We start from the raw sequence: 20596 nt of genomic DNA on the forward strand, positions 1-20596 counted from the left end.
AACTTCATAGTAGAGCATCTCCTAGGATAGAATGTAGTGCCTTCGTGGGGCCTACCTCTATCCTATAGGGGTGCTTCATTATTTACAAAGTGGAAATTTAACGCTCTACAGGAATGCTGAGCTAATGGGATATCGTCGTAAAGGGGCGTGAGTGAACCGTCCTGAGTTAATGGGATATCGTCGTAAAGGGGCGCGAGTGGACCGTCCTGAGTTAATGGGATATCGTCGTAAAGGGGTAAAACTACCTTAATTCACTCACTTGCTGTGGACGTTGCACCGTTCATCCGTTATAATTGCGTGAGAATTGAACAGCTTGACGATCGGTCCTAAGCGAATGCTAACGGATGGCGGTCGCGAGGAGTCAGGAGTGTTAGAATAATGGCATTATCGTGCGGAATTGTCGGACTTCCCAATGTGGGCAAGTCGACCTTGTTTAATGCAATAACTCAAGCAGGTGCCGAAATGGCGAACTATCCGTTCTGCACTATCGATCCTAACGTTGGAGTCGTTGAGGTGCCGGACGAGCGTCTGCAGAAGCTGGCTGAGATCGTTAATCCTAACCGGATCGTGCCCACTGCATTCGAATTCGTAGACATTGCGGGCCTTGTGAAGGGCGCAAGTCGCGGAGAAGGTCTAGGCAATAAGTTTCTAGCTAACATTCGTGAAGTGGATGCAATCGTACACGTTGTACGCTGCTTCCAGGACGAGAACATTACCCATGTTTCCGGTAAGATCGACCCGATTAACGACATCGAGGTTATTAACTTAGAGCTTGTCCTTACGGATATCGATTCCATCGAGAAGCGCATAGATCGTTCTCGTAAAGGCCTAAAAGGCGGCGATAAGAAGGTTGCTCAAGAGCTCGAGGCTTTGGAGCGCGTTCATGCAGCATTGCTTGAAGAAAAGCCGGCTAGAAGCGTTGAGCTCTCCGATGAGGAGAAGCTGCTCATTCGTGATCTCCACTTGCTTACAATGAAGCCAGTGCTTTACGCGTGTAATGTGAGCGAGAGCGAAGCGGCAAACGCGGACGACAACCCCTATGTTCAGAAGGTTCGCGAGTTCGCGGCCCTAGAAGGCTCCGAAGCGGTTTTCATTAGCGCGAAGGTGGAATCGGAAATCGCTGAGCTTGAAGGCGAGGACAAGGAGCTATTCTTCGAAGAGCTTGGGCTGACAGAATCCGGCTTGGATCGTCTGATTCGCGCTTCCTATAAGCTGCTAGGCTTATACACTTATTTCACAGCGGGTGTTCAAGAGGTTCGGGCTTGGACAATTCGTAAAGGAACGAAGGCTCCGCAAGCTGCTGCAGTTATTCATACAGACTTCGAGAGGGGCTTTATCCGTGCTGAGGTCGTTTCTTATGAGGCGTTAATTAGCACGGGCTCGATGAAAGCAGCCAAGGAAAAAGGGCGGACACGCTTAGAAGGTAAAGAGTACGTCGTTGCGGATGGCGATGTTATGCATTTCTTATTTAACGTGTAATTTTAATCTGATAAGCGGATGGGCAAAGGGGTAACCCTTGTCTATCCGCTTTTTTTGTATGGAAAGGCCTGTTTTATCTGATAATTTTCTAATGTAACCTTTATCTGCCTGTGTGCGTCTGAGAAATTGAAAACAAGTGAAACAATAATGGAGACAGCGCAAAGGCGGAAGGAGAAATTGTAATGAATAACAAAAGAATCATCGTTCTTATGACAGCGGTAGGCTTGCTTGGTGCAGCTGCAGGAGTCGGAGCTTCAGGCATGGTAAGCAAAGTAACCGGGGTTCTTCATAAGAACATCGCCGTTTCAGTGAATGGCACAGCAACGTCGATGCACCCGGTTTACATCCAAGGCAAGGCTTATCTGCCCGCTCGGGATACAGCATCCGCGCTCGGGTACAACCTGAATTGGAGCTCCAAAACTATCGAGCTTAACCAGAAGGAAGTGCTGCCGGTGGAAGTGGAATACTTGCGCACTATGGGTGTAATTGTAAGTGTGGAACCAACAGAGGATGAAGGCAGATACCGGCTCGAGGTGCTTGGCAAAGGGCCATACTCCTGGATTATCCTTTATGCGGACAAGGAAACTGAACTGACGGATTCTAGCGGCGCAGTCGTAGCGGCTAAGGATCTTAAAGCGGGTATGCGTATTGAGGCTGAGTTCGGCCCGATGATCGCGATGAGCTTCCCGGGGCAATCCCATGCCGCCAAAATCATCGTGGGCAGCCAGAGCTTAGTGAAAGAAGACGCCATTCAGTCCGTAACCAAGACCGATGACGGCTGGCAAGTACAGTTCGGAGAGGTCAAGAATGGTGTTACTGCACCTGCATTAACGCTGAACGCGGGCAAGGAAACAAGCGTATTGAGCGCCCAAGGACAACCGGTTGAATGGGCTGATCTGAAGATGGGGACCAAAGTGCGTGCTTATTATGGACCGCTGATGACGAAGAGTATTCCTCCTCAAAGTCCGCTGCATTATCTGGTGGTTCTTGATGAAATCGAGCAATTAGCCCCGGCAAGCGCTCAAGAATTTCGCGAGCTGGCTTGGAGCAAGCTTACTGAGGATAACAAAACTCACCTGATCACGAAAAAAGACGAAGCTAAGGTTGAGGTTATCGATTCGAAGAATGTCACGCTAATGGCGACTACGGATGCTCAGAAGAAGATGCTAGCGGATATTCAAACCGCGAATGGAAAGCTGATCACGGTTACTTTTAGCACCGATGACGATGCGCTTCTAGGACCTCTTACCTTGGCATTTGATCCTGACTCCAAAGAGCTTATAGGTTTATTCGCACGGAAGTAATAGCCTGAAATGAGGAAAAAACCAAATTTAGTTGCTATCGCGCAACTGGATTTGGTTTTTTTTGTGCCATCATCCCTATAACTATGTTATATTTTATACCAATTTGTACCTTTTGAGAGGCATGTTGGGGGATACGAAACAATGAGAGCGTATGCTTATTTTGTAAAAATGCGAATATTGACTGCCTTAGCCTATCGTTTTGAAGTTTGGATCGGCATGATTGGCGATATGATTATGCTCGCAGCTTCCGTCTATATATGGAAAGCGGCTTACGGTAACGGAGTGATTGGCTCAGGAGCTTCCGTCGTCGGACTAGAGAGTATGATTACCTATACGGTTATTTCCGTGCTGCTGGCGGCAGTGTTTCAAACGGGCGTGCAGAATACGCTCTACCAACAGGTGCGGGAAGGAAATATTGCGCTTGATTTCATGCGTCCGCTGCCCTTGCTCGGCATTTATTTCTCAGATGATCTGGGGAGTATGGTGAGCGCGCTTGTAAACAAAGCGGTTCCGCTTCTTATCGCAGCCTTCCTGCTATTCGGTTTCCCATTTCCTGATAGTGTTGGCGCATTGGCTGGCTTTATATTTAGTTGTCTTTTCAGCTTTCTGATTTTATGGCTGCTCAGCGCAATGATTGGGCTTGTTGCATTTTGGGTGGCGGAGCTCGGCAACCTGGGAATCGTTAAGGATGCGATCATACGTGTGCTGTCGGGGAGCTTAGTGCCTTTGTGGTTTTTTCCGGAGAGCGTGCAGAGAGTGTCTAGGTGGCTTCCCTTTCAATATACCTACCAGACTCCAATTGAGATTTATATCGGTGTGATGACGAAGGGTGATGCTTTTCGAGCGGTCGGTATTCAGGCGATCTGGGTAGTCATCTTGTCGCTGCTGCTAGCCTGGATATGGAAACACGCCCGCAGCAAAGTGATGGTTCAAGGGGGATGAGAGGGGCAATGAGTGAAGTTCGTCATTATTTAACCGTGTTCGGCTATTACGCCAAGCTCGCCATTCAACGGCAGCTGGAATACCCTTTATTCCTGATTAGCTGGCTTCTCATGATCCCGATCCAATATTTCTCAGGCATCTGGATGTTGAAAATCATCGTGGATCGCTTTCAGCCCTTAAGCGGCTGGGGCTTCGAGGATTTGGCCTTTCTCTATGGATTGGGACTGCTCAGCCATGGACTCGTCGTCGTTTTTTTTATCACAACCTGGCATACCGAGAATGCTGTCCTCCGCGGGGAATTCGACCGGCTGCTGCTGAGGCCGATGAACGTCTTTTTCCAATTCGTTACCGGTTATTTTAATTTTATCGGACTCATCGATTTGCTGCCGGGCGTTATTATTTTTCTGTATGCGTCTCATCTGGTTGATTTCAGCTGGAATACGGTGAATATGGTCAAGCTTGTTCTCATCGTCATCGGAGGCACCTTAATTCGCGCTAGCCTCTACACCATCGTGGGAGCCGTAGCTTTCTGGACGAAACGAAGCCGCAATCTGATTGGAATGACGGTTAATACACTTGAGAGGACGACTATGTATCCCATTACGTTGTATCCTCAATTGATTCAATCTATCATGACTTTCCTGCTTCCGATCGGATTTATCAGCTTTTATCCGGCGGAGCAATTTTTGGGGAAATCGACCTCTCTTGAGCTTCCGCTTGGAATGGCCATTTGGACTCCTGTTGTGGGAATGATTTTTTTCGCTGTTGCATACGCAGTATTTCGATCAGGCTTACAAAAATATGAAAGCGCTGGCTCGTGAGGTGATCTTCCATGGCAATGATTGAAGTTAAGGATTTGGTTAAGGAATTCGTAGTTGTTCGGAAGAAGACAGGTCTAAGCGGAGCCGTCAAAAGCCTGTTCCTTCCGGATAAAGCCATTGTACGCGGAGTGGATGGGCTTTCCTTCGACATTGAGCAAGGGGATATTGTAGGCTATATCGGACCTAACGGAGCGGGGAAAAGCACGACAATCAAGATGCTGACAGGCATACTGCATCCAACGGAGGGCGAGATCCGCGTGTGCGGCTTTTCTCCGCAGAAGGATCGTAAAGCCGTCGTCCGCCAGCTCGGCGTCGTCTTCGGGCAGCGCACGCAGCTGTATTGGGATTTGCGATTAGGAGAAACCTTTGAGCTATTGAAAAGAATTTATCGCATCGAGGACAAGCCGTTTAAGGATACGATGGATATATTGAATGAGGTGCTTCGCATCCAGGATTTTATCGATACGCCTGTTCGCCAACTGTCGCTCGGACAGCGGATGCGAGGAGATCTGGCTGCGTCCATGATCCATGACCCGACCCTGCTGTTCCTCGATGAGCCTACGATTGGGCTGGATGCGGACGCTAAGCATGCGATACGGCAGTTCATTCTGACGATGAACCGGGAGCGGAAGATGACGGTGGTCCTGACAACGCATGACCTCGATGATGTCGAGCAACTCTGCTCTCGTCTGCTTGTTGTCAATCGTGGCAAGCTTGTGGAAGACGGACCGCTGGAGGCTATTGTAAACAAGCTTGCACCGCATCGCCTGCTCGTTATTGAGCTGGCCGAGCAGGTGATTCTCCCGGAGCATGAGAGTGCCAGGATCATTGGCAAGGAAGGCTTGAAGGTGTGGTATCAATTCGACAAGTCTGTCATCACGGCTGCCGATTTGATTGCGGATCTGTCAGGGAAGCTGCCAATTCGAGATCTGAGCGTCCAAGAGCCGGATATCGAGGATGCGATCCGAGAAGTGTACCGCACGACCAGCTAATTAATGGAACCGCACGAGTGAGTCGAATATGGTATAATAATGGTCAGCATGTCTTGTGAAAGCAAGCCCTTAGGGGCAACGGAGGATGAGGAAAAGTGTTAGACCGTCTACAGGTTTTGGCGGATCGATATGAGAAGCTTAATGAATTGCTAAGCGATCCTGACGTAGTGAATGACTCTACGCGATTGCGTACCTATGCCAAGGAGCAATCCGGGCTAGAGGGAGCTTATCGCGCTTATGAAGAATACAAGGTTGTATTGACTCAGTTGCAGGATGCCAAGGCTCTGCAGAATGAGAAGCTGGACGATGAAATGCGCGAGATGGTTAAGCTGGAGATTGAGGAGCTTGATACTCGCCGGGCTGAATTAGAGGATGAGGTGCGGCTGCTCTTGCTGCCGAAGGACCCGAATGATGGCAAGAACGTTATTGTTGAGATTCGGGGGGCGGCAGGCGGCGAGGAAGCCAATCTGTTCGCGGCGGAGCTTTACCGGATGTATGCGAAGTATGCGGACAGCCAAGGCTGGCGTACGGAGATGCTGGAGTCAAGCGTGAGCGACCTTGGCGGGTTCAAAGAAGTTATCTTCACGATCAGCGGTCCGGACGCTTTCCGCAAGATGAAATATGAGAGCGGAGCCCACCGCGTTCAACGCGTACCGGAGACGGAATCGGGCGGCCGTATTCACACTTCGACCTCGACTGTTGTGGTTATGCCAGAGGCTGAAGAAGTCGATATCGTCATTCATGACAAAGATATTCGAGTCGATACCTTCTGTTCCAGCGGTGCAGGCGGGCAGTCCGTCAACACGACTAAATCTGCTGTGCGTGTATTGCACGTTCCTACTGGAATCATGGCTACGTGTCAGGACGGTAAATCGCAGAATGATAATAAAGATAAGGCGCTGCAAGTGCTTCGCACTCGTATTGCGGATGTTAAACGCCAAGAGGAAGAAGCGAAGTATTCCGGAGAGCGTCGGGAGAAAATCGGTACAGGCGACCGCAGTGAACGTATTCGGACTTATAATTTCCCGCAAAGCCGGGTAACCGATCATCGGATTGGGTTGACCCTTCATCGCTTAGAGTATGTGCTTAACGGCGATATGGAAGATATCGTCAAAGCCTTATCGCTTGCGGAGCAGGCTGAAATTCTTGAACGTGAGCAAATGGGATAAGCAGGAGGCGCTTGGCGTGAACGGAACCTATGAGCCTAAGCCTCAGACGCTTGGCAGCGTTTGGCGTGAAGGTGCACAATATTTACGGCAAGCCGGAGCAGGAGAAGCGGACGCGGATGCGGAGCTTCTTCTTCTTTATTTGCTCGGGATTGGGAAAACAGAGCTGCTGCGTGATTTGCGAGAGCCTTTCCCCGAGGGGAAGAGAGCGGCGTGGAATGAGATGCTGGAGCGTAAAATGAAGGGCGAGCCGGTACAGTATATCATCGGTGAGCAGCATTTCTATGGACGGGTATTCGGGGTAGCAGCGTCAGTGCTCATCCCCCGTCCGGAGACGGAGCTGCTGGCGGAAGCGGTGCTGCAGCTTGCGGGGCAAATCTGGCCGAACGCCGCAACCTCGCCGCTAACGATAGTGGACGTTGGCACGGGGAGCGGCATTCTGGCGATAACGCTCGCAGCCGAACGTTCTTCCTGGCGTGTCACCGCATCTGATTTATCGCCTGCCGCCCTGCAAATGGCGCAGCGGAATGCGGAGCGCAATGGCGTAGGAGAGCGTATAATCTTCGTGCAGGGGGACCTGCTGATGCCGTTCTTGGCAGGCGGCCCGTACGCCGAGCAAACGCGTATAGATATTCTTGTGTCGAATCCGCCTTACATTCCTTCCTCTGATATCCCGGGCTTACAGCGCGAGGTTCGCGAACACGAGCCTCATCTAGCGCTCGATGGCGGCGAGGATGGACTGGGCCCGTATCGGATCATGGCAAAGCAGCTGCTGCGGTTGCCGCAGCTTCCGCGTCTCGTCGCTTGGGAGGTCGGAGCTGGACAAGCGGAAGCCGTCGCCAACCTTCTCCGTGAAACAACGCAATGGGATGAGATCCGTTTCATCAAGGATTACGCAGGAATCGATCGACATGTTATGGCGGTTAGGTGAGATGGGTGTATTTAGTACAGGTTAATTCAATCGAATCGAAACAGCAAAATGAGCTCAACACCTGTAAAAACTGCAGGTGTTTGAGCTCATTTTGTCTGAAGAAGCTTATTCCAAATTATAATTGATAGGTTTATAGATTAAGGAATCGGACATAATGATGGCTAAGACGTTCCGGAACGCATAGTGATGCACCGACGGGTGCTCAAGGAGCGATAACTATGCGAAACACCAGCCATCATTCGAAATCTCATTCCCATTCCTTTCTCTTTTTCACAATTGGTATAACAAGTTTTATTATTTTAATAGGTTTATCAGCCATTATAGGTCAATTCGCTCCTGTTCCCGTCTCCGCAAACACGGGAGCTCTTATCCCAGAAGATGCCATACGTATCCGTATCATTGCCAATTCCGATAACGATGCCGATCAAACGCTTAAATATGCAGTAAGAGACGATGTGGCGGCTTTGATCGCGACTTGGGGCAGGATGCCCTCGACGCATGATGAAGCTCGCCAATTAATTAAAGCCAATCTGCCAGAGCTTCAGAAGCATGTAGATGCCAAGCTTCGTGAATATGGAGCAGCCTACGGCGGAGTCGTGGAGCTTGCGAAGGTTCCTTTTCCGGAAAAAATGTTCGACGGTACGAGTTACTCTGCAGGGAATTATGAAGCGCTTCGTATTACGCTGGGTCAAGGGATTGGAGTGAACTGGTGGTGCGTGCTATTCCCGCCTCTGTGCTTGACCGCTGCAACCGCGCCGGATGAAGAGGAGAAGCAAGAGCTGGCGACTCTGAAAGAGAAGCCTGCAATGGTAAAGACGCAAGCGGATGGAGCAGTTAAAGCGAGTGATGTAACCTCGTCGGACAATGAGCCTGACGCCAAGTTTTTCCTGTGGGAGATGCTGAAGAAGTTCATTACCTTCTTGTCTTCCTTATTCTCCTAAAGCCTGTGCTATAATAACGGAAAACAGATGGATGGCTATCCAAACTAAGGGCAGCCAGCAAGGATGGAAGACGACATGATAGGGAAAACCAACTATTGGCCGGCAGAGCAGCTGCAGGCTGGAGTGCTGGAAGCCGCCGCGGTGCTTGCCGAAGGCGGCATTATTGCATTTCCGACGGAGACGGTTTACGGGCTCGGCGGAGATGCGGGGAATACGAAGGCAGTGGAACGGATTTTTGCGGCCAAGGGACGTCCTTCGGACAATCCGCTTATCGTACATATAGCGAAACAAGAAGCGGTGTATGGGCTGGCAGAGCGAGTAAGTGAAATAGAGGAAATACTAATGGCGGCATTCTGGCCCGGACCGTTAACTCTAGTACTCCCGGTTAAAGCGGGTGCGGTGTCCGCTCTCGTGACAGCTGGCTTAGATACGATAGCGGTAAGAGTTCCTGCGCATGATGTGGCTAGACGGCTCATCGAGCAATCGGGGTGCCCCCTTGCGGCACCTAGCGCCAATCGTTCTGGACGACCTAGCCCAACCCAAGCCCGCCATGTAATGGAGGATTTAGAGGGGCTCATTCACGGCGTGCTTGATGGCGGGGCAACGGGTGTCGGATTAGAGTCGACGGTGGTTCGCGTGCTTGGGAATCAAATACACATTCTTAGGCCCGGTGGAATCACTCGCGAGCAATTGTTGGAAGTAGCAGGTGCGGAAGCAGTCATAATCACACCAGCTGCGGGAAGCGAAGAAGCCCCAAAGACGTCTGGGCTTACACAGGCTCCTCGATCACCCGGTATCAAATATGCGCATTACGCACCCAAAGGTGAGATGGTACTTGTAACTGGACATTCCGACGAGCAGATTGCGGTTGTTCAGGAGAAAATAGTTGAAGCTAAGCGACGGGGAAGTATGGTAGGTGTGCTTTCTTGTACAGAACACACTGTATACTACGAGGCTGATTTTGTTTTTGATTGCGGCTCCCGTAACCATCCGGAGCTCGCAGCGCATTCTCTATACGGGATTTTGCGTGAATGTGACGAGCGCGGACTGGATTTCATTATCGCCGAAGGTTATCCCGAACAGGGGATTGGAGCCGCGTTAATGAATAGACTGCGCAAAGCTGCGGGCGGTCATGAAATCACCGTCTAATTAAACGCCGATCGCCGATTACTCTAAGTGTAAGTCCCCATCCGAGGTGCATGTTCACCTTCTTGTCCGCATATGTTTGGAAGAGGACAAAGGTTGAGTGCATTGGAGGGGACAAGCAATGTTCGATGTGTCCGTGGCAACCGGGCAAATGCTAACTATACTGGTCATGGCGGTCGCTTTGGGCATGGACGCTTTCTCTCTGGGAATCGGCATCGGCTTAAAGGGTGTTCGGCTTCGCGATGTAATAAAGCTAAGTACCATTATTGCTTTTTTTCATGTATTGATGCCGCTTGGCGGGATGATAACGGGGCAATATGTAAGTGGATTACTGGGCGGAATTGCAACTTCAGCTGCGGGTGCGTTACTGCTGCTGCTTGGCGGGCATATGGTATATAGCTCCCTTCGGGGGGAGGCAGTTGATTCTATTGATCACCGCACGGTATGGGGCATGCTCGTATTTTCTTTTAGCGTCAGCATCGATTCCTTCTCCGTTGGGATATCCTTAGGGTTGTTCTCCGCGCACGTACTTCTGACTGTTCTGATGTTCGGATTTTTCGGCGGGTTAATGAGCGTGCTTGGCTTAATGCTCGGAAGACGGGCTAGTCGATCGCTGGGAGGATATGGTGAGGCGCTTGGCGGTGTTATTTTGTTCGCATTTGGTCTATTATTTCTAGTATGATCACATCAAGAGAGCAGGGGGGAGAAAATGAATCGGGTTTTAATCGTATGTACGGGGAACACTTGTCGCAGTCCAATGGCTGAAGTGATGCTGAAGGACTTGGCCGCTCGCGGCGGCAAGCCGCTGGAGGTCCGTTCCGCAGGAGTGTCTGCGGTAAATGGACAGCCGATTTCTCCCCACGCAGCTGCAACACTTAGAAAAAGAAGCCTGGAATTGCCCGGCACCTCAACGGCTCTATCCGGTGATGAGGTCGCTTGGGCTCATTTGATTTTGACGATGACAGCGGGTCATAAACGTGCAATATTACAGCGTTATCCCGAAGCGGTAGCCAAAACCTTTACGATGAAAGAGTACGCCCTTCGCGGAGATCCCGTCATGGATGACGTTGCGGAAGCCGAAAGACTATACTCCGAGTGGCAGGTTAGGCAGGCGCTGGGTCAGAACTTGACTGCTGAGGAGCATGCGAGGCTGTTCGAGCTTCAACGCCGGATACCCGACTTTGATATCGCGGACCCTTTTGGCGGATCATTATCCATGTATGAACGCTGCGCAGACGAATTGGAGGATATCCTGCTAACCTTGGTGGACAAATTGGACGGCAAATCGACAGAACAGTGATTGATTTTTGAGCCCTCCTTCGTTATTATAGAGCTATAACTTCAAGATTCCGATGTAACTGGCGACGCGAAGTGGATGAAACCACGGTGGAGCATTGGAATGACGGCCGGTCGCCTGGGCAAAGAGCAACGTGCGGAAGCACGTTTGCTCTTTTTTGTCTTTTTAAGACTTTATTGCGTTAACGGGGGGATGATCTCACTAGAAATTCACCGCGAATTGGTCAAACTGTTTGCAATAAGGGAATTCAGGTATAATACCTTTGTCTGGATGCGACCAAGGCAGCGATGCCTGCATCGTGGTTGGTCGTCATCAGTGCGACCGAGGTAGCAATGCATGTTTTGCGTTTGGTCGTCAACTTACTTCGGGGAGGTTTTTTTACATGAAAATCGCGATAGGTGCTGATCACGCCGGTTACCGGCTGAAGGATGAAATTGTACCTTTTCTATTATCTCTTGGGCATGAGTTAGTCGATCTGGGCTGCAGCTGCGGGGATTCTGTCGATTATCCCGACTATGCTGTTCCTGTATGCGCGGAAGTCGCCAGCGGGAAAGCTGAGCGGGGAATTCTAATATGCGGTACAGGAATTGGGATGTCCATTGCTGCGAACAAAACGACTGGCATTCGCTGCGCGCTTGTGCACGACATGTTCTCGGCTAAGGCAACAAGAGAGCATAATGATACGAATGTACTTGCAATGGGAGAGCGTGTTATCGGTCCTGGATTGGCGCAGGAAATCGTGCGGATTTGGCTGGAAACTCCATTTTCCCAAGGCGAGCGTCATCAGAATCGTATCAATAAGATGATGGCGGTTGAAGTTCAACAGTCCCGATAAGGAGGTCTTGTCATGACGCGGGATTCACAGTCGATAGCCGATCAAGTGGAACAGCTTGTGGAGGAATTGGTGAGAACTAGCGGATTGCGACCTGGCCAGATTATCGTACTTGGAGTGAGCACCAGCGAAGTGCAAGGCCATCGGATCGGCACCTCGGGTGCAGAGACAGTGGCTGAGCAAATTTACGAAGGAGCTAACCGAGTAAGAACACGCAGCGGGTTTCAGATTGTCTGGCAATGCTGCGAGCATCTCAACCGAGCGCTTGTAACCGAGCGGGCGGTCGCAGCAGTGCAAGGCTGGAATGAGGTGTCAGCCATCCCGGTCCCGACGGCCGGAGGCTCTATGGCTTCCTTCGCCTATCGTCAAATAAAGGAGCCTTGTCTCGTAGAAGCCGTTCAGGTCCATGCCGGTATCGATATCGGTGAGACTATGATCGGTATGCATCTTCGTCCGGTAGCTGTTCCTTTGCGCCCGTCCATTCGCTACATCGGGGAAGCTCGTGTGAATATGGCCATGACCCGTCCGAGATTAATCGGAGGGGCGCGCGCGGTATATACAATAGCTGAACCAAAGGGAAGCACGGGGACGGATGCGGCTTTAACTGATACCTGTGATTAAGGAAAGATCTATAACAAACATATACTTGGGAGGCTGATTACTATGTTGGAAAATCTACGCAAGCAAGACCCGGAAATCGTGGAAGCCCTGAATTTGGAATTGAAACGTCAGCGTGACAACATCGAGCTTATCGCTTCGGAGAATATCGTAAGCGAAGCGGTTTTGGAAACGATGGGTACCGTACTTACGAATAAATATGCAGAGGGCTATCCTGGGAAACGCTACTACGGCGGTTGCGAGTATGTAGATATTCCGGAAGAAATCGCCCGTAACCGTGCAAAGGAATTGTTCGGTGCTGAGCACGCGAATGTTCAACCGCATTCCGGCGCGCAAGCTAACTTGGCCGTATATTTGGCTGTGTTGAAGCCTGGCGATACCGTCCTTGGGATGAATCTTGCCCACGGCGGACATCTCACCCATGGTAATCCGGCGAACGCATCCGGCTTACTCTATAATTTCGTTGCTTACGGCGTTGATGAGCAGACGTTTACGATCGACTATGATGAAGTTCGCAAAGCGGCGTTTAAGCATCGCCCTCGCCTTATCGTAGCCGGAGCATCCGCTTATCCGCGGACGATCGATTTCGCTAAGATGGGCCAAATCGCAAATGATGTCGGCGCTCTGCTTATGGTCGATATGGCTCACATTGCCGGCCTTGTAGCCGGAGGAGAGCATCCGAGCCCGGTACCGCATGCGCATTTTGTTACTACGACGACGCATAAGACGCTGCGCGGTCCGCGCGGGGGCATGATTCTTTGCCGTAAGCCGTGGGCGGCAGCTATCGACAAGGCTGTGTTCCCTGGAACTCAAGGCGGACCGCTCATGCACATTATTGCAGCTAAAGCGGTAGCGCTCGGCGAAGCTTTGCAGCCTTCGTTCAAGGAATATGCTCGTAATGTAGTCATTAATGCTAAGGCATTGGCTGAAGCTCTAGTATCGGAAGGCTTGAACATAGTCTCCGGCGGCACGGACAACCATCTGATGCTGATCGACACGCGCAGCCTGAACATCACGGGCAAAGTGGCAGAGCACGTTCTGGATTCAGTTGCAATCACAGTGAATAAGAACGCCATTCCGTTTGACCCGACCAGTCCTTTTGTTACCAGCGGTATCCGAATCGGAACTCCTGCGATTACAACCCGCGGAATGGGCACGGAAGACATGAAGACGATCGCGAAGGTCATCGCGCTGACCTTGAAAAATCCTGAAGATCAAGCGACGCTTGAGAAAGCCCGCGGTCTTGTCGCCGAATTGTCAGCAAGATACCCTCTTTACCCGAATCTGCAATACTGATATCAGGCAAAAGAAAATCCTGAAGCGGAGCGTCTGCTCTGCTTTGGGATTTTGTCGTTTCACCGCGTGCTGGGTGGGGAGTCGCTCTTTTGCCCTTTTTGACGATATCCCTTTGGCTCAGAAGCTGGGGGGGGTCCGCAGCCTCCTAGGCCAAGGGGATTCCGCAGCCACCTGAGCGAGGGGGATACCGTCATAAAGAGTTAAGAGGGGTACCGTTCACACGGATCTTGCATAAGTTGATAATTCGACGAAATTCACAAGTGTTAAGTGGATGTAATGCGTCTGCTCGGAGACAATGATATAATGTACGGGCAAGCTACATAGAATGGCGTCCGACACGCCTCGCGGAGCAGTGCGTGCTCTCGTCGGATTGCAGGGGAAAGGGAAGAACATAATGGGAAGACTCGTCATATGTGATCATCCGTTGATTCAACACAAGATCACATTTATCCGCGACAAAATGACCAATACGAAGCAATTCCGTGAATTAGTTGATGAAGTAGCTATGCTGATGGCTTACGAAATAACGAGAGATGTTCCGCTTGCGACTGTTAAAGTGGACACTCCTGTCGAAACGGCCGAAGGAAAGGTCATCGCCGGCAGAATGATGGGGCTCATCCCCATTCTAAGAGCAGGTCTTGGCATGGTAGACGGCGTTCTCAAGATCATTCCGTCGGCTAAGGTTGGCCATATCGGTCTCTATCGCGATCATGAAACGTTGCAGCCTGTAGAGTATTACTGCAGCCTGCCTTCTGACGTTGCGGAGCGGGAACTGATCGTCATTGATCCGATGCTGGCAACCGGCGGTTCAGCGAATGCCGCACTCGATATGCTGAAGAATAAAGGCTGCCGCCCAACGAAGCTGGTGTGTCTTATCGCAGCTCCGGAAGGAGTAAAGGCAGTACAGGAGCGGCATCCGGATATTGATATCTACTTGGCTGCGCTGGACGAGAAGCTGAACGAGCTAGGCTATATTGTACCGGGTCTCGGCGATGCCGGAGACCGTCTTTACGGGACGAAATAAGGGAGAAGAACCGACGTGAGCAATAAAATTAAAGTGATGACCATATTTGGAGTAAGACCAGAAGCGATTAAGATGGCGCCGCTCATTTTGGAGCTTGAGCGGCATCCGAATGAAATTGAATCCATCGTTTGCGTTACCGCGCAGCATCGTCAGATGCTCGATCAGGTTCTTGAGGTGTTTGGAATTAACCCGGACTATGATCTGGACGTCATGAAGGATCGCCAGACGCTGAACGAGATTTCTATTCGCGTCCTTCAAGGATTAGAGCCTGTATTGAAAGAGGCTAAGCCTGACTTGGTACTCGTTCATGGAGATACGCTGACAACTTTCCTGGCAAGTTATTCGGCGTTCATGCAGCAGATTAAGGTCGGGCATGTTGAAGCAGGCTTACGGACATGGAATAAACTCTCTCCTTATCCGGAGGAGATGAACCGTCAGCTGACCGGTGTTCTAGCCGATTTGCATTTTGCCCCGACTGATTGGTCGGCGAATAATCTTCGCAAAGAGAATAAAAGCGAAGAGCAGATCTATGTCACTGGCAACACCGTAACAGATGTATTCCAATATACGGTGAAGCCGGATTTCACTCACCCTGTCCTCGACTGGGCTGCGGGTAAAAGACTGATCCTTATGACCGCCCATCGCCGCGAGGCACAAGGCGAGCCGCACCGTCAGATCTTCCGGGCAGTTAAACGGATTGCCGATGAATTCGAGGATATCGCCATTGTCTATCCGGTGCATCCAAGTCCGGCTGTACGCGAGCCGGCACAAGAGATTCTGGGCAATCATCCCCGTATTAAGCTTATCGATCCGCTTGACGTAGTGGAGCTGCACAACTTTTATCCGCATACCCACCTCATTCTTACGGATTCCGGCGGTCTGCAGGAGGAAGCACCTTCCTATGGTGTTCCTGTTCTTGTTCTTAGGGAAACTACAGAACGTCCGGAGGGAATCGAAGCAGGTACGCTTGAACTGGTAGGTATGGAAGAGGACAATGTCTTCAATCGTGCGCATGCCTTGCTGACGGACAAAGCTCTCTATGAGAAAATGAGTCAAGCTGCAAATCCATACGGTGATGGACAAGCCTCCAAGCGAATCGTTGAGGCGATTTTGCATCATTTCGGGAAATCCCATAGACCAGAGCCATTCAAGCAATAAAATGTGAAATTACTTGTCGAATAACTAATCAGGAACGTACACTATACAGTGCTGCTGTATGGTTTGAACACCCGGGAAGCATTGATATTACGTGGTTTTCTACAAAGTCGTTCACACAATATTTGATTTTTGTTTAATTGACAAACAGGTTCAGGCAAAGATACAATTAAACGTGGATTGTGGGAAGAAAGGGCTTACGTGAGACTTTCTGACCTGAAGCAGCGAAGGAGCGACGAATCATGGCGGATTCCCCACAGCGGACCCCGCAAGACGACAATCCTTGGCGGGCGGCCGGACTCGTAACGGCTATCGGTGCAGAGCTAGCCATCTTAATTGGCGTCGGCTGGTGGCTCGGTACGGTTTACGATGATAGAAACGGGACTGGTTACGGTTATTTGACCGGTTTAATCGTTGGGCTGATCGCTGGAATTGGTTCCGCCGCCGGGCTTATCCGTAAATTTACGGGAGGCAAGCGGACATGATGGAAGATTTGCCGGTTTTAATGCGCAAAATCAGTCGCATAACGTTCTTTTTTTTGTTCTTGGGTTGTTTGGGATGGGCGGTTCGTCCAGAGTGGGAAGCGGTCTTTGGCGGCTTTCTGATTGGGACGGTCGGCAGTCTCCTGTTTACTTGGCACCTCGCTTGGAAATCAGTACGCGTCGCAGATGCGACGGCAGGTGGACGACGCAGCAGAGGGGGCTTTGGGTTTTTGTCCCGAGCAGCTATCGGACTACTTGCAGCTGTCATTTCCGTAAGAACATTGGAATTCGATCCAGCAGCTACTGTGGCGGGATTAATTACGGCTCCGATGGCAACACTCGTACTGGGTTTATTGTCCATTCGCCGCAAACGCGGTGGACATCCCTCCGATGAAAGGGGTGAAAAGCAATAGTATGGATCATTTAGTACCTATTATTACAGTCTTTGGTATCGAATTCGATCTCGCGGCCATCATGATGGTTGTTATATCCAGTGTGGTCGTCTTCATCCTCGCAAGACTGGCTGTTCGGAATCTTTCCGTTGAAAATCCGGGCAAGCTGCAGAATTTCATGGAGTGGGTCGTCGAGTTCGTGTCGAGCATCATAGGCATGGCTACCGATTTCAAAAAAGGAAGAGTCTATCTCGGCCTCGGTTTGACGCTCATCATGTATATTTTTGTCAGCAACATGCTGGGTCTGCCGTTCGGGATCATTACAGAAGCGCATGACCATCACATTCCGGTCGTCTTTGGACAGGAGCTTGTGGTCAAAGGTGAACATGAGCATCTAGCATGGGTTTGGTGGAAATCACCTACAGCTGATGCTGCGATGACAATGGCGCTTGCATTGGCGGTAATCGGGTTGTCGCACGTTCAAGGGTTCCGTCATAACCGTAAGCATTACCTGAAGCACTACTTCGAGCCGTGGCCTTTCTTCCTGCCAATCAATCTGATTGAGACGGCTGCGAAACCACTTACGCTCGGTCTTCGTTTATTCGGTAACATCTATGCCGGAGAAGTTATGATTGGAATCATTGTGGGAATGGGATGGATTGGTATTCCTGCATTGATAGCATGGCAAGGCTTTAGTATTTTTGTTGGCGCAATTCAGGCATTTGTATTTACGATGCTCACCATGGTGTACATCGGACAAGCAAGTATTCACGAAGAACATTGATCGACTATTAAAAACAAACCTACATTTTCGAGGAGGATTTACAAATGGAATTTGGTCTATTAGCAGCAGCAATTGTATTTGGTCTTGGTGCGTTCGGTGCAAGTATCGGTAATGGTATGATCTTCAGCAAAACAATCGAAGGTATCTCCCGTCAGCCTGAGCTTCGCGGATCCCTGCAAACTACAGCGTTCATTGGTGTTGGTCTCGTTGAGGCATTGCCGATCATCTCGTTGGTTCTTGCGTTTATCTTGATGGGTCAAGCCGAATAGAACAATATTGCGAACTAGGCGGGGAGCGCCATTGCCTCCACGCCTTCGTTTTGCAAGGCATGAACTGAGAACAGCTGTGTGAAAGGAGTGAAGATCCGTGTTGAATATAGTGTGGAGCAACTTTGTTGTCCAATTGATCGCATTCGTAATTTTGTTCCTTCTGCTTCAACGTTACGCATTCAAACCGTTATTCGGCATTATGGAAAAGCGGCGTGAGCAGGTTCAAGAGCAGATGTCATCCGCGGAGAGTAACCGAAAACAAGCCGAGCTTTTGCTGGAAGAGCAGAAACAGGCGTTGCAACAAGCCCGTAAGGAAGCACATGACGTTATCGAGCAAGCTAAGAAAACGGGAGTCAAGCAAGCTGACGCAGTTGTTGAGGCTGCAAAAGCAGAAGCGGATCGCTTGAAAGCAGAAGCTCTGAAGGATATTGAAACCGAGAAGAACAATGCAGTTGCAGCATTGAAAGCTGAGGTAAGCGGTTTGTCCGTTCTGATCGCTTCCAAAATTATCGAGAAGCAAGTTGATGAGCAATCGCAAGCCGGGTTGGTTAATCAATATCTTGATAAAGTAGGGAATAAATCATGAGTCGCGGTACTGTAGTCGCTAAGCGGTATGCCAAAGCACTGTTCCAGCTAGCGCTGGAGCAAGGGCTCGTTGCCCAGACTGAGGATCAGCTTAAGCTGGTTGTTACTGTAGTGGAGAGCGATGCTCAAATTCGCGCATTCCTCACTGCACCCAATATTACGCTTGAAACTAAGATTCAAACGCTAAATAACGCATTTAGCGGCAAAGCTTCGCCCATTGTACTGAACACAATCAGCTTACTGCTCGAGCGTGGTCGGGAAGGCAGCCTAGCTGCAGTATTGGAAGCGTATCTGAACGTGGCGGGCGAATCGCTTGGCCGTGCGGATGCAGATGTTACCTCTGCGAAGGCGCTGTCGGATAGTGAGCAGCAGAAGCTTGCAGAAAAGTTTGGAACTCTGCTGGGTAAAACCATTCGAGTAACGAACACTGTAAATAAAGATTTGCTTGGCGGAGTCACTGTCCGTATCGGCGATACGCTGTACGACGGAAGTCTTCGCACTAAGCTAGATCGTTTGGAAAAATCACTGCTAACAGCAGTCAATTAAACAAATATCCTATTTGTTAAGTAATGGAGACAGGGGTGAACGAATTGAGTATTAGGCCCGAAGAAATCAGCACGCTGATTAAGCAGCAGATTCAAAATTATCAATCCGATATTCAAGTCGTTGACGTAGGCACAGTCATCCAGGTCGGTGATGGGATTGCTCGCGTACACGGCTTGGAGAAATGTATGGCCGGCGAACTGCTCGAATTCTCTAACGGTGTAGTGGGCATGGCCCTTAACCTGGAGGAAGACAACGTCGGTGTCGTTATCATGGGACCTTTCACAGGTATTCGTGAAGGAGATCAAGTAAAAAGAACCGGGCGTATTATGGAAGTTCCGGTTGGAGAACAGCTGCTTGGCCGCGTTGTTAACGCACTTGGTCAACCGGTAGACGGTAACGGCCCGATCAATACGACTAAATTCCGCCCAGTTGAATCTCCGGCTCCGGGTGTTATGGCTCGTAAATCGGTTCATGAGCCGATGCAAACGGGTATCAAAGCTATCGACGCTATGATTCCAATCGGCCGCGGCCAACGGGAGCTTATCATCGGCGACCGTCAAACGGGTAAAACAACGATCGCAATCGATACGATTGTTAACCAAAAGGGCAACGGAGTTATCTGTATCTACGTAGCCATCGGTCAAAAGCAGTCAACTGTACGCGGCGTTGTTGAAACGCTTCGTAAGCATGGCGCGCTAGATTATACAATCGTAGTTACTGCAAGTGCATCTGAACCAGCTCCGCTCTTGTACCTAGCGCCTTATACAGGCTGCTCGATGGGTGAAGAGTTCATGTACAATGGCAAGCACGTTCTCGTCATCTATGATGACTTGTCCAAGCAAGCCGCAGCTTACCGCGAGCTTAGCTTGCTGCTCCGTCGTCCTCCGGGCCGCGAAGCGTATCCGGGCGACGTGTTCTATCTCCACTCCCGTCTGCTTGAGCGCGCTGCGAAGCTGAACGATGAGCTAGGCGGCGGGTCCTTGACCGCTCTGCCATTCATTGAGACGCAAGCGGGCGATGTCTCTGCTTATATCCCAACCAACGTAATCTCGATTACGGATGGTCAGATCTTCCTTGAAGCCGATCTATTCTACGCTGGTCAACGCCCAGCGGTTAACGTCGGTATTTCCGTATCCCGTGTAGGCAGCTCTGCGCAAATCAAAGCGATGAAGAAGGTAGCAGGAACACTGAAGCTGGATCTTGCGCAATACCGGGAGCTCGCTGCGTTCGCGCAATTCGGCTCCGATCTCGATAAAGTAACACAATCCCGTTTGAACCGCGGTGAACGTACTTTGGAAATCTTGAAGCAAGGCGTTAACCAGCCGCTGGCTGTTGAACGTCAAGTGGTTTCCTTGTACCTAGTAACTAAAGGACATGCGGATGATATCCCTGTTCAAGATATTCGTCGCTTCGAAGCGGAGTTCTTGGGTTATGTGGACGCAAACCGTCCGGAAATCTTAGCTTCAATTCGCGATACGAAGGACATCACAGCTGATAACGACAAAGCGTTGGTAGAAGCGATTCAATCCTTCAAAAAAGGCTTTGCCGCATCGAAAGCATAAGCAAGCAAGTATTCAGTAATAGAAGCAATAAC

23 protein-coding genes and 1 riboswitch are annotated in these 20596 nt (G+C 50.3%); all 23 genes read left to right on the forward strand.

All coding sequences use genetic code 11. From position 1 onward, the window contains the following. Positions 1–378 precede the first annotated feature (378 nt). The 23 genes from ychF to atpA all read left to right on the forward strand — a co-directional run bounded on the left by ychF (position 379) and on the right by atpA (position 20564). Positions 379–1479, forward strand: coding sequence for a redox-regulated ATPase YchF (gene ychF, locus ACESLK_RS23460; protein ID WP_373232140.1), 1101 nt, complete (start codon positions 379–381; stop codon positions 1477–1479). Positions 1480–1661: 182 nt separating this feature from the next. Continuing rightward, positions 1662–2783, forward strand: coding sequence for a stalk domain-containing protein (locus tag ACESLK_RS23465; RefSeq protein ID WP_373232141.1), 1122 nt, complete (start codon positions 1662–1664; stop codon positions 2781–2783). A 141-nt stretch (positions 2784–2924) separates the two neighbouring features. Then, positions 2925–3725: an ABC transporter permease gene (locus ACESLK_RS23470; protein WP_373232142.1), complete on the forward strand. Its 801-nt coding sequence runs from the start codon at positions 2925–2927 to the stop codon at positions 3723–3725. An 8-nt stretch (positions 3726–3733) separates the two neighbouring features. Beyond that, a complete protein-coding gene (locus tag ACESLK_RS23475; protein ID WP_373232143.1) occupies positions 3734–4546 on the forward strand; it encodes an ABC transporter permease in 813 nt (270 codons plus the stop codon). Between the two features lie 11 nt (positions 4547–4557). Then, positions 4558–5538 carry an ABC transporter ATP-binding protein gene (locus ACESLK_RS23480; RefSeq protein ID WP_373232144.1) on the forward strand — a complete coding sequence of 327 codons (981 nt, stop codon included), beginning with the start codon at positions 4558–4560 and terminating at the stop codon, positions 5536–5538. A 95-nt stretch (positions 5539–5633) separates the two neighbouring features. Further along, a complete protein-coding gene (gene prfA, locus ACESLK_RS23485; RefSeq protein WP_373232145.1) occupies positions 5634–6707 on the forward strand; it encodes a peptide chain release factor 1 in 1074 nt (357 codons plus the stop codon). Continuing rightward, positions 6691–7635 (forward strand): peptide chain release factor N(5)-glutamine methyltransferase, encoded by a 945-nt coding sequence (gene prmC / locus ACESLK_RS23490; RefSeq protein ID WP_373232146.1) that lies wholly within the window; start codon positions 6691–6693, stop codon positions 7633–7635. The genes prfA and prmC overlap by 17 nt, the downstream gene beginning before the upstream one ends. A gap of 218 nt (positions 7636–7853) precedes the next feature. Next, a complete protein-coding gene (locus ACESLK_RS23495) occupies positions 7854–8576 on the forward strand; it encodes a stage II sporulation protein R (protein WP_373232147.1) in 723 nt (240 codons plus the stop codon). Between the two features lie 75 nt (positions 8577–8651). Then, positions 8652–9725 carry an L-threonylcarbamoyladenylate synthase gene (locus tag ACESLK_RS23500; RefSeq protein ID WP_373232148.1) on the forward strand — a complete coding sequence of 358 codons (1074 nt, stop codon included), beginning with the start codon at positions 8652–8654 and terminating at the stop codon, positions 9723–9725. A 118-nt stretch (positions 9726–9843) separates the two neighbouring features. Continuing rightward, positions 9844–10404 (forward strand): manganese efflux pump MntP, encoded by a 561-nt coding sequence (locus tag ACESLK_RS23505; RefSeq protein WP_373232149.1) that lies wholly within the window; start codon positions 9844–9846, stop codon positions 10402–10404. A gap of 27 nt (positions 10405–10431) precedes the next feature. Next, on the forward strand, positions 10432–11022 hold the full coding sequence (locus tag ACESLK_RS23510; protein WP_373232150.1) for a low molecular weight protein arginine phosphatase: 591 nt from the start codon (positions 10432–10434) through the stop codon (positions 11020–11022). Between the two features lie 44 nt (positions 11023–11066). Next, positions 11067–11149: riboswitch (ZMP/ZTP riboswitch) on the forward strand. Positions 11150–11401: 252 nt separating this feature from the next. After that, positions 11402–11854 carry a ribose 5-phosphate isomerase B gene (gene rpiB, locus ACESLK_RS23515; protein ID WP_373232151.1) on the forward strand — a complete coding sequence of 151 codons (453 nt, stop codon included), beginning with the start codon at positions 11402–11404 and terminating at the stop codon, positions 11852–11854. 12 nt (positions 11855–11866) lie between these two features. Beyond that, positions 11867–12472 carry a TIGR01440 family protein gene (locus ACESLK_RS23520; RefSeq protein WP_373232152.1) on the forward strand — a complete coding sequence of 202 codons (606 nt, stop codon included), beginning with the start codon at positions 11867–11869 and terminating at the stop codon, positions 12470–12472. A 45-nt stretch (positions 12473–12517) separates the two neighbouring features. Further along, positions 12518–13765 carry a serine hydroxymethyltransferase gene (locus ACESLK_RS23525; RefSeq protein ID WP_373232181.1) on the forward strand — a complete coding sequence of 416 codons (1248 nt, stop codon included), beginning with the start codon at positions 12518–12520 and terminating at the stop codon, positions 13763–13765. Positions 13766–14159: 394 nt separating this feature from the next. Next, on the forward strand, positions 14160–14789 hold the full coding sequence (gene upp / locus ACESLK_RS23530; protein ID WP_373232153.1) for a uracil phosphoribosyltransferase: 630 nt from the start codon (positions 14160–14162) through the stop codon (positions 14787–14789). A 36-nt stretch (positions 14790–14825) separates the two neighbouring features. Continuing rightward, positions 14826–15947, forward strand: a complete 1122-nt coding sequence (gene wecB / locus ACESLK_RS23535; protein ID WP_373232182.1) for a non-hydrolyzing UDP-N-acetylglucosamine 2-epimerase — start codon at positions 14826–14828, stop codon at positions 15945–15947. Positions 15948–16186: 239 nt separating this feature from the next. Further along, positions 16187–16429, forward strand: coding sequence for an AtpZ/AtpI family protein (locus tag ACESLK_RS23540; protein ID WP_373232154.1), 243 nt, complete (start codon positions 16187–16189; stop codon positions 16427–16429). Then, the gene (locus tag ACESLK_RS23545; protein WP_373232155.1) at positions 16426–16839 is read left to right on the forward strand and encodes an ATP synthase subunit I; all 414 of its coding nucleotides are present in this window, start codon (positions 16426–16428) and stop codon (positions 16837–16839) included. Before ACESLK_RS23540 ends, ACESLK_RS23545 begins: the two co-directional genes overlap by 4 nt. Then, entirely contained in the window at positions 16817–17602 is a 786-nt protein-coding gene (atpB, locus tag ACESLK_RS23550; RefSeq protein ID WP_373232156.1) for a F0F1 ATP synthase subunit A, read from the forward strand. The genes ACESLK_RS23545 and atpB overlap by 23 nt, the downstream gene beginning before the upstream one ends. A 44-nt stretch (positions 17603–17646) precedes the next feature. Further along, a complete protein-coding gene (atpE, locus tag ACESLK_RS23555) occupies positions 17647–17871 on the forward strand; it encodes a F0F1 ATP synthase subunit C (protein WP_373232157.1) in 225 nt (74 codons plus the stop codon). Positions 17872–17971: 100 nt separating this feature from the next. Beyond that, complete coding sequence (atpF, locus tag ACESLK_RS23560) at positions 17972–18457, forward strand: F0F1 ATP synthase subunit B (RefSeq protein WP_373232183.1); 486 nt, start codon at positions 17972–17974, stop codon at positions 18455–18457. Then, entirely contained in the window at positions 18454–19002 is a 549-nt protein-coding gene (locus tag ACESLK_RS23565; protein ID WP_373232158.1) for a F0F1 ATP synthase subunit delta, read from the forward strand. The genes atpF and ACESLK_RS23565 overlap by 4 nt, the downstream gene beginning before the upstream one ends. A 44-nt stretch (positions 19003–19046) precedes the next feature. Beyond that, a complete protein-coding gene (gene atpA, locus ACESLK_RS23570; protein ID WP_373232159.1) occupies positions 19047–20564 on the forward strand; it encodes a F0F1 ATP synthase subunit alpha in 1518 nt (505 codons plus the stop codon). The last annotated feature ends 32 nt before the right edge of the window (positions 20565–20596 follow it).

Source organism: Cohnella sp., from assembly GCF_041640265.1.
GTDB lineage: Bacteria > Bacillota > Bacilli > Paenibacillales > Paenibacillaceae > Cohnella.

Excerpts from the sequence above, each read along its gene's own strand:
- atpB (WP_373232156.1), top strand. The coding sequence starts at position 16,817 with ATGAAAGGGGTGAAAAGCAATAGTATGGATCATTTAGTACCTATTATT.
- ychF (WP_373232140.1), top strand. The coding sequence starts at position 379 with ATGGCATTATCGTGCGGAATTGTCGGACTTCCCAATGTGGGCAAGTCG.
- ACESLK_RS23495 (WP_373232147.1), top strand. The coding sequence starts at position 7,854 with ATGCGAAACACCAGCCATCATTCGAAATCTCATTCCCATTCCTTTCTC.
- ACESLK_RS23465 (WP_373232141.1), top strand. The coding sequence starts at position 1,662 with ATGAATAACAAAAGAATCATCGTTCTTATGACAGCGGTAGGCTTGCTT.
- ACESLK_RS23475 (WP_373232143.1), top strand. The coding sequence starts at position 3,734 with ATGAGTGAAGTTCGTCATTATTTAACCGTGTTCGGCTATTACGCCAAG.
- ACESLK_RS23480 (WP_373232144.1), top strand. The coding sequence starts at position 4,558 with ATGGCAATGATTGAAGTTAAGGATTTGGTTAAGGAATTCGTAGTTGTT.
- ACESLK_RS23545 (WP_373232155.1), top strand. The coding sequence starts at position 16,426 with ATGATGGAAGATTTGCCGGTTTTAATGCGCAAAATCAGTCGCATAACG.
- ACESLK_RS23565 (WP_373232158.1), top strand. The coding sequence starts at position 18,454 with ATGAGTCGCGGTACTGTAGTCGCTAAGCGGTATGCCAAAGCACTGTTC.
- wecB (WP_373232182.1), top strand. The coding sequence starts at position 14,826 with ATGACCATATTTGGAGTAAGACCAGAAGCGATTAAGATGGCGCCGCTC.
- ACESLK_RS23510 (WP_373232150.1), top strand. The coding sequence starts at position 10,432 with ATGAATCGGGTTTTAATCGTATGTACGGGGAACACTTGTCGCAGTCCA.
- ACESLK_RS23500 (WP_373232148.1), top strand. The coding sequence starts at position 8,652 with ATGATAGGGAAAACCAACTATTGGCCGGCAGAGCAGCTGCAGGCTGGA.
- ACESLK_RS23540 (WP_373232154.1), top strand. The coding sequence starts at position 16,187 with ATGGCGGATTCCCCACAGCGGACCCCGCAAGACGACAATCCTTGGCGG.
- ACESLK_RS23505 (WP_373232149.1), top strand. The coding sequence starts at position 9,844 with ATGTTCGATGTGTCCGTGGCAACCGGGCAAATGCTAACTATACTGGTC.
- rpiB (WP_373232151.1), top strand. The coding sequence starts at position 11,402 with ATGAAAATCGCGATAGGTGCTGATCACGCCGGTTACCGGCTGAAGGAT.
- atpE (WP_373232157.1), top strand. The coding sequence starts at position 17,647 with ATGGAATTTGGTCTATTAGCAGCAGCAATTGTATTTGGTCTTGGTGCG.
- ACESLK_RS23470 (WP_373232142.1), top strand. The coding sequence starts at position 2,925 with ATGAGAGCGTATGCTTATTTTGTAAAAATGCGAATATTGACTGCCTTA.
- upp (WP_373232153.1), top strand. The coding sequence starts at position 14,160 with ATGGGAAGACTCGTCATATGTGATCATCCGTTGATTCAACACAAGATC.
- ACESLK_RS23520 (WP_373232152.1), top strand. The coding sequence starts at position 11,867 with ATGACGCGGGATTCACAGTCGATAGCCGATCAAGTGGAACAGCTTGTG.